An 8,868-nucleotide genomic window follows, 5' to 3' on the forward strand; every position below is an offset into this window, starting at 1 on the left:
CATCGGCTTCATCCTCTTGGTAAAGTACAAAAAATCCCTTTCGGGGTGAGGATGAATTATGATGCTCAATCAACTTGCCGGGGGCATTCTCCGCGATAGCGGCTTAGTTCAACCCACCTTTAACGCCGCGAATTAATTTCTTTAACTATCGAAGGCCGGGGGGACGGGTGGTCACAGGTTCAGGTGGGCCATGATGATTTTTGCAAACGCTGAAAAGTCCTCAAGATGATACTTCACGATGCTGTGCACAATATGCCAGTTGATACTTTCGTAACTGTGAACCGCAATATTACGGAAACCCACCGCTTTTTTGAGGCGACTGGACAACTCCGTACCCAGTATGCCTCCCTGTGCCAGCAAATCAAAGGTTTGTCCCATGGTGTCAGGAGGCGGCACTTCCAGGTCGGCAACCAGATGCGCGCCGATATCCACGCAAATCTGCACGGCTCGGCTCAAGTTGAGTGAGACGATATCCTGAAGATCGAGATCAGCGGCCAATACCGCGGCCTCAGCCGGGCATTTCAATTCGATACGCCGTAAACAGCGGCGCAGAGACTCCAGTTTTTGCTCGATTACTTCCCGATCCATGCCTTCCGCCTTTCTGCCAGCAATCTGGTTCGAATCGGCATGAAATCGGCCTGATCAAATACATGGCGGGAAATCAATTCCCCATACAGCGTATTGCTGCCCATTATTTTTCTGCCATGGCGCAACACTTGCCCACGCAGAAGCACCGATATCGCACGAAGATCCACCAAGTCAACGGGACGCCCAGTTTGCACTGACAACGCGTTCACCAGATCGATCTTTTCTTTGACCGTCAGCAAGTGATCCGCCTCCACTGCAATATCCAGATCACTGTCCGTACGCGCATACCCTGACGCCAGGGATCCAAACAGAATCGCTTGCCTGATTTGGGGAAAGCCAGCCAATACCTCTCGGAGCAATCTATCCAAGACAGATCTTCCTTCTCCCTCCCGCATGAGCAACTCCTGTTTCGCTTGTTTTTTTGCAGTATCTGGCTCTGTTCACGGTTCAAACTATACTGTATTTTGAAGGCATACGGGCAGATGGGTTAAGCCGGGGCTTTCTCTTCTTCCTGACGGACCCGCGCCAGCCACAGATACATGGCTGGAACCACGAACAAGGTGAACAGGGTGCCGATGGACAGCCCCGAGAAAATCACCAACCCCATGGCACGGCGCCCTGCGGCGCCCGCCCCTCCGGCCAGCACCAGGGGCAGGACACCCAGAACCATGGCAGCCGTCGTCATCAGAATGGGACGCATCCGAATGCCGGCTGCTTCCACGATCGCCTCCCGTTTGGTACGTCCGTCCCGCTGCAATTCATTGGCAAACTGGACGATCAGGATCCCGTGTTTGCTGATCAACCCCATCAGGGTCACCAGGCCGACCTGGGTATAGATATTGAGACTGGATCCCCCGAGGTTGATCAGGAGCAAGGCGCCAAACAGGGCCATGGGAATCGAGATCAAAATGATGAGCGGATCACGAAAACTTTCAAACAGGGCAGCCAGGACCAGAAAGACCATGAGCACGGCAAACATCAGGGTCACGGCAAAACTCCCCGACTCGCTCATGAACTGTCGGGAAGCCCCGGAATAATCCACGTTGAAACCGCTGGGCGCCACCTCCTGAAGCGTTTTGTTCAGGAAGGCCAGAACCTCTCCCTGCGATACCAGCGGGGTGGTCACCCCGCCAATGGTCGTGGCATTGAGTTGCTGAAAGTGACTGACCGTTTCCGGTACCACGAGTTGACGCAAATGTCCCAGCGTTGCCGCCGAAAACAGCCGCCCATCGGGCGTACGGAAATAGTAGGCGGGAACCTGGGCGGGATTGAGACGATCCGTTTGTCGAACCTGTGGAATGACCCGGTAGGAACGCCCATCCATGGAAAAATAATTGACGTAATTCCCCGACAGTGCGCCGCTGAGGGTGTCGCCCACCTGCTGTTGGGTAAGTCCCAGCGTCGCAGTCAGATCACGGTCCACGATAAACCGGGATTGGGGTTTGTCCAGTTTGAGGTCCGCATCCACGAAGAAGAACATCCCGCTTTGGCGTGCGCGGTCCACGACCTTTTGCGCCACTTCATCCAGGCGTTCAAAGGATTCGGTGGTCGTGATCACGAACTGTACGGGGAGCCCCTGGGTCCCCGGTAATGGGGGGAACTGGAAGGCCGCTACCCGGACGCCGGGCACCTGGCCCCAACGCATCTGCAATTCCTTTTGTAACACTTCAGCACTGCGTTTGCGTTCATCCCAGGGTTTGAACACCACGCCACCAAGACCCTGATTGAGCACCGGCGCCCCCGTGATCTGAAACATCTGGGCATATTCGGGCTCGGCTTTGGCAATTTTCTGGATCGCCTGCGCATTCCGTTGCATTTCATCCGCCGTCACATTGGCCGGACCGATCATGGAGTAAAGCACGATCCCCTGATCCTCCTGGGGGGCCAATTCACGCGCCGAGGTCATGAACAGGAACACCGTCACGCCCAGAAACAGGAAACCCATCACGATCATGACGCCATGAGTTTCCAGCACACTGGAGAGAACACGGCGGTAACCTTCGTGCAACCGCTCCATCCCCTGCTCCAGACGAGCCATGAAACCGGTGGACGAAGAGTTCTGTTTGAGAAAATACGCGCACATCACAGGGGACAGGGTCAACGCCACCACCCCGGAGACGGTCACCGCGCCCGCCAGCGTAAAGGCAAATTCCGTAAACAGGGCACCCGTCAACCCTCCCTGGAAACCAATGGGGACATAGACGGCCACCAGCACCACGGTCATGGCCAGAATCGGACCAGCCAGTTCCCGCGCCGCCAGAAAGGCCGCTTCCCGGGCATTCTTGCCCGCGCGCTGATGTCGTTCCACATTCTCCACCACGATGATGGCATCATCCACCACCAATCCGATGGCCAGCACCAACGCCAGAAGGGTCAGCAGGTTGATGGAATACCCCAGCATGAGCATGATCAGAAACGTGCCCACCAGGGACAGGGGCAAGGTCACCAGAGGAATCACCACGGCACGGGCGCGCCCGAGGAACAGAAAAATCACCGCCGTGACGATGACCAGCGCTTCCAGCAGGGTCTTGGCCACTTCGTGAATGGCCGAAGTAATGTATTCGGTGGAGTCATAGACGATCTTGCCGGTCAATCCCGTGGGCAATTTGGACTGCAGGGCGGGGAAGGCTTTGCGCACCCGTTCGGCCACTTCCAGCACATTGGCATTGGGGGCCACCTTGATCCCGATGAAAACCGACTTCTGTCCATCAAAGGCCACATTGAAGTCGTAATTATCCGAACCCAGCGTCACATCCGCCACATCCTCGAGGCGTACGAGACCGAGACCCGACTGCTTGACCACCAGATGTTTGAATTCCTCCACCGAATGAAGGTCCGTCCCTGCCGTCAGGTCCACGGTGACGGCCTGACCTTTCGTGGCCCCTGCCGAAGTCAGATAGTTATTGGCAGCCAGCGCCGCATTCACGTCGGCAGCCGTCACCCCGTTGGCGGCCATGCGGTTCTGATCCAGCCAGGCCCGCAGGGCAAAATTGCGCGCGCCCAGCAATTCAGCGGTTTGCACTCCCTCCACGGAATCCAGGGTAGGTTTGACTTCACGCAACAGAAAGTCGGTTACATTGCTGGTGGGCAAGGTTGTGCTGTAAAACCCCATGTACATGGCGTCCACCGTTTGCCCCACCTGAACGGACAAGACGGGCTGCTGTGCTTCGGGAGGCAGTTGGTTGCGTACCGAGTTGACCTGGGTATTGATCTCCGTCAGGGCACGACTGGCATCGTAATTCAGACGCAAGGTGGCGGTGATGACCGAGGCTCCCATCAAACTGTTGGAAGAAAGGTAATCGATGCCCTGGGCCTGGGCGATGGCGGCTTCCAGGGGCTGGGTAATGAAGCCCGCAACGGTCTGGGCATCGGCCCCATAGTAACTGGTGGCAATGGTAACCACCGCATTCTGGGTCCGCGGATATTGGTTCACGGGCAAACCAAACAGTGCCCGCAACCCCAGCACCAGGATGATCAGGTTGACCACCGTGGCCAATACCGGTCGGCGCAAAAAGAGATCCGTAAAACGCATGGGGTCCCCTTACTGCTCTTGGGGGGTAGGCGCCGCCGCAAAGGGCGGCGCAGCAGCCGTGCTGATCGCAACGGACATGCCCGACTTGAGTTTCAATTGTCCGCTGGTGACCACTTCATCCCCAGCCCTGAGACCACTCAATACCGCGATCTGATCACCCCGGGTCGCCCCCGTGGTGATGAACGCCTGCTGGACTTTGGGCGGCGCCCCCCGAGGACCGCGCTGAATCACGAAAACGGTTGCCCCATAGGGATTGAAAGCAATCGCCGACTGAGGAAGCGTCAAACGCGGAGCGGCCTGGTCATAGTCCCAGATCACGTGGGCAAAGGTGCCGGGCAACAGGGGAACGGCAACGGGTTCGAGACGGGCTTCCACCTGCACGTTGCGGGTACTGGCGTCCACCTCGGGATTACGCGCCACCACCCTGGCCGCAAAAGTTTTTCCTGGCCAGGCTTCAAAGGACAGATGGACCCATTGTCCCACGGCGATCCGCCCCAGAAATTGCTGGGGCAGATTGAAATCCACCAGCAACTGGTGTACGGTCTGCAAGGAGGCAATTTTATCGCCGGGGTTGAGGTACTGTCCGGGATTGACCGTGGTAATCCCCATTTGTCCCGCGAAAGGGGCCGTGACCTTTTTCTTGACCAGCAGGGCCAGTGCCTGATCCCGCTGCGCCGTCCGGCTGGCCACCTCGGCGCGATCCATCTCCAGTTGTGCCTGACTGATGGCGTGCACCGCATATTGAGCCTCGTCCCGTTTCAGCGTCAAACGGGCCAGGTCCAGTCCTGCTTCCTGCGTCTGAACGGCCGCCCGTTCCGCATCATCCACCATTTCCACCAGAGTTTGTCCTGCCTGAACCTCATCCCCGGCCTTGAAAGCAACCCGACGCACCAGACCCGCCACTTCCACGCTGAGTTGCACCCCACGGGCCGCCCGCAGGGAACCGATGGTATCAAAGGAAGGTTGCCAATTCGTCCGTTGAACGACCTGGGCCGTCACCACCGGCGGGGGGTGGGCTGCGCCGCCCGCCAGATATTTTTGCATCATGGCGCGCTTGAATAGATTGAATCCCACCAGTCCGCCCACCAGCAGCGTCATCAGCGCGCCCATGAGGATCAGGCGTTTTTTCAGGGAAGGGGAAGATTGGTCCGTCATGAAATCACCGTGCCTCTGAAGGGGCGGATTGCCCCGATGAAGAAGAAGGGGAACCCGAGGTTGCCTGCGCCACGGCTGCGGGGTCGACTTCTCCCCCCAGAGCCAGATAAAAGGCAGCCGTATCGGCCAAACGGGTTCCCTGGGCCTGGGCAATCCCCATGCGGGCCTGGGCATCCTGAACGCGCGCCGCGAGCAGCGCAGGGTAACTGATGCCGCCCAACTGGTACTGTTGATCCGCCAGGCCCAAACTTTGCTGCCGTGCTTCCATGATCGACCGTTCAGCCTCCAGCGTGGCCGCATCATGGGTCAAGGCGCGCAAGACATCGGCCACGGAACGGAAGGCCTGAACCACGGTGTTGCGGTACTGCGCCGCCGCACTCTGGACTGCCGCTTCCGCTGCCCGTTTGGCTGCACTCAAGGCCCCCCCATGAAAAATCGGCTGAACCACTCCAGCCCCAAACGACCAAACCGATGAAGCGGGGCTGAACAGGGCGCCCGGACTCAACGCCATCGCCCCCATACTGCCCGTGAGGGTCAGATTGGGATAAGCCCCGGCGATGGTCACCCCCAGATTGGCGGTGGCCTGGTGCCATTGCGCTTCGCTGGCCCGGATATCCGGACGCTGGCGCAACAACGCCGAAGGAACGGCCTGAGGAAGAAATTGGGGCAGGTGCAGATCCTCCAGATGAAATTCGGGCAGGGGGTTCTGCGCCGGGTATTGCCCCAGATACGCCGCCAGTTGATGGCGGATCTGGTCCAGTTGCAACGCGAGGGCCTCGCGATTGGCACGGCTCTGGGCCAATTCGGCCTGAGGCTCTGCCACTTCATTGAGGGACAGGGCACCCATCCCCTGCCGTTGCCGCGTCAGGTCCAGCAATTCACCCTGCGCCTGGAGCAGCGCGTTGGTGGCATCGAGTTGGGCACGCAGACTGGCTTCCCGCACCACGGTGGTCACCACGTTGGCAATCAGGGTTTCCCGTGCCGCCTGCCACAGGTGGGCCTGCATTTCGTGTTGGGCTTGCAGGGCCTCGACCTGACGGCGGTTGCCCCCAAACACGTCCAGGGGATAGGACACGTTGACCGACGCATTGGTCAGATTGAACAGATAGGCCTGCCCTCCCGGCAAACCAAAGGCCGCCGTGGAGAAACGCTGGCGGGTTTGCGCCAACTGGGCATCGACGGTGGGCAGGGTCAGATTGTCCTGGATCGCGGTGGCGTTCTCCCCCGCCTGCACCAGAGTGGCACGCGCGGCTTCCACCGTGGGGTTTTGATCGAGGGCGATCTGTACCAGCCGATCGAGTTCCGCGCATCGGTAGGTTTTCCACCAATCCTGGCTTCCGGTCTGGCCCGCCACAAAGTGTTGGTCATCCGCCCCGACCACCGTCCCCTGAGCGGGTGAATCCGGCAACACGGGGACGCCCCTGGTCAAGGTGGGCGACTTGAAATCCGGGCCGACTGTCGTACATCCGGCCACCATCGCCAAAAGGAGTCCGCTCACCCAGACCGGTGCGCCCCATCCACGACGGACGTGGAAAAAAAGGGAGCCGAAAGGAACCGGTTCGTCTTGGCTGGAGCGATCGACACCCGACACTGGATTTACTCCAATTCTAAAACAGAAGTATTGTACGCATCCGTATCATTTAAAGCAAACCGCTCTCTGGCGGACTCCGGACTTCACGGTTTCATTGCCTAACTGCGGGATGCCCGCTTGCGATCATTCTCCAGCAGATGGCGTTTGCGAATACGCAGGGTTTGGGGCGTGATCTCCACCAATTCGTCATCGGCAATGAATTCGATGGCGGATTCCAGAGTCAGAACCACCGGCGACATCAGGACCACGGCTTCGTCCTTGCCTGCTGCCCGGATATTGGTCAATTGCTTGGTCTTCACCGGGTTGACCACCAGGTCATTGTCCCGGCTGTGAATCCCGATCACCATTCCCTCGTAGACACGGTCTCCCGGGACCACGAACATACGGCCCCGTTCCTGCAATTTCCACAGGGCATAAGCCACGGCCTCGCCCTGTTCCGCAGAAATCAGGACCCCGTTGCGACGCGCCGGGATTTCCGGTTTCATGGGGCCATAATCATCGAAGACGTGGCTCATCAGCCCGGTTCCCCGGGTCAGGGTCAGAAATTCGGACTGAAACCCGATCAGACCGCGCGCCGGGATGCGGTAGTCGAGGCGTACCCGTCCCTGACTGTCGGATTGCATGTCCTGCAAGTCACCCCGTCGCTCTCCCAGCGCCTGCATGACCGCTCCCTGATGGGCTTCTTCCACATCCAGCGTCAGCGCTTCAAAGGGTTCGCAGCGCACCCCATCGATCTCCTTCAACAGGACACGGGGACGGGACACCGCCAATTCGTAGCCTTCCCGACGCATGTTCTCGAGCAGGATGGTCAGATGCAACTCGCCTCGTCCAGACACCAGAAAAACGTCCGTATCGTCGGTTTCCTGGACACGCAGGGCCACGTTGCTGAGCAATTCACGCTCCAGCCGTTCGCGAACCTGGCGACTGGTGACGAACTTGCCTTCCTGACCGGCAAAGGGCGAGGTATTCACCTGGAAATTCATGGTCAAGGTCGGCTCATCCACCGCCAGCATCGGAAGCGCCTCGGGCTTGTCCACCTCGGTCAGGGTCACGCCGATCCCCAGATCCTCGATGCCCGTGACCAGAACGATGTCTCCGGCTTCCGCCGTTTCAAAGGGAACCCGTTCCAGCCCCTTGAACCCCAGGATCTGATTGACGCGTCCGCGCTTCAAAGGCGAGTCCGGGCCCCGCAATATGGCCACTTCCTGACCCGTGCGGATACGCCCACGGTGGACCCGTCCAATCCCGATCCGCCCGACGAAACTGGAATAATCCAGGGATACGATCTGCAATTGCAGCGGACCTTCCGCATCCCCCACCCGCTCCGGGACATACTTCAGGACTGCTTCGAAAAGAGGGCGCAGATCCGTCCCCGGTTGCTGGGGGTCGAGGGTGGCATACCCCTGCAAGGCTGAAGCGTAGACCACCGGGAAATCCAGTTGTTCTTCCGTGGCCCCCAACTTGTCGAAAAGGTCGAAGGTCTGATTGACCACCCAGTCCGGACGAGCCCCCGGACGATCGATCTTGTTCACCACCACCACCGGCTTGAGCCCCTGGGCCAGGGCCTTGCGCGTGACGAAGCGGGTCTGGGGCATGGGCCCTTCCACCGCATCCACCAGCAACAGAACGCCGTCCACCATGGACAGCACGCGCTCTACTTCGCCGCCGAAATCGGCGTGTCCGGGGGTATCCACGATGTTGATGTGGGTCCCCTCATAATCCACGGCGCAATTCTTGGCCAGAATGGTGATACCCCGTTCCTTTTCCAGGTCGTTGCTGTCCATGACCCGTTCCGTCACGTGCTGATGGGCGGCGAAGGTCCCGGACTGCTGGAGCAGTTTGTCCACCAGCGTGGTCTTGCCGTGGTCCACGTGCGCGATGATGGCGATGTTGCGTAAATGACGAGCCATGAAAATTCAACCGATAATTTAGAAAGACCGCTATTCTACCAGCAAGGGGGGCTTGCCGAGTAACGAAAAAGTGTCCATAGTCTCGCCCATGC

6 protein-coding genes are annotated in these 8,868 nt (G+C 59.1%); all 6 read right to left on the reverse strand.

The annotated features are described in order from the left end of the window. Window positions 1-171: 171 nt before the first annotated feature. The 6 genes from hepT to typA all read right to left on the reverse strand — a co-directional run bounded on the left by hepT (window position 172) and on the right by typA (window position 8,776). Entirely contained in the window at window positions 172-588 is a 417-nt protein-coding gene (gene hepT / locus M6F29_RS10370; protein ID WP_298159465.1) for a type VII toxin-antitoxin system HepT family RNase toxin, read from the reverse strand. Next, window positions 573-956, reverse strand: a complete 384-nt coding sequence (gene mntA, locus M6F29_RS10375; RefSeq protein WP_298159468.1) for a type VII toxin-antitoxin system MntA family adenylyltransferase antitoxin — start codon at window positions 954-956, stop codon at window positions 573-575. The genes hepT and mntA overlap by 16 nt, the downstream gene beginning before the upstream one ends. A gap of 119 nt (window positions 957-1,075) precedes the next feature. Further along, window positions 1,076-4,120, reverse strand: coding sequence for an efflux RND transporter permease subunit (locus M6F29_RS10380; protein ID WP_298159471.1), 3,045 nt, complete (start codon window positions 4,118-4,120; stop codon window positions 1,076-1,078). A 9-nt stretch (window positions 4,121-4,129) separates the two neighbouring features. Further along, the gene (locus M6F29_RS10385; RefSeq protein WP_298159473.1) at window positions 4,130-5,275 is read right to left on the reverse strand and encodes an efflux RND transporter periplasmic adaptor subunit; all 1,146 of its coding nucleotides are present in this window, start codon (window positions 5,273-5,275) and stop codon (window positions 4,130-4,132) included. A 4-nt stretch (window positions 5,276-5,279) separates the two neighbouring features. After that, a complete protein-coding gene (locus tag M6F29_RS10390; RefSeq protein WP_298159475.1) occupies window positions 5,280-6,866 on the reverse strand; it encodes an efflux transporter outer membrane subunit in 1,587 nt (528 codons plus the stop codon). Between the two features lie 98 nt (window positions 6,867-6,964). Further along, window positions 6,965-8,776: a translational GTPase TypA gene (typA, locus tag M6F29_RS10395; RefSeq protein ID WP_297480740.1), complete on the reverse strand. Its 1,812-nt coding sequence runs from the start codon at window positions 8,774-8,776 to the stop codon at window positions 6,965-6,967. Between the last annotated feature and the right edge of the window lie 92 nt (window positions 8,777-8,868).

The organism is Ferrovum sp., assembly GCF_027317285.1.
Lineage (GTDB): Bacteria > Pseudomonadota > Gammaproteobacteria > Burkholderiales > Ferrovaceae > Ferrovum.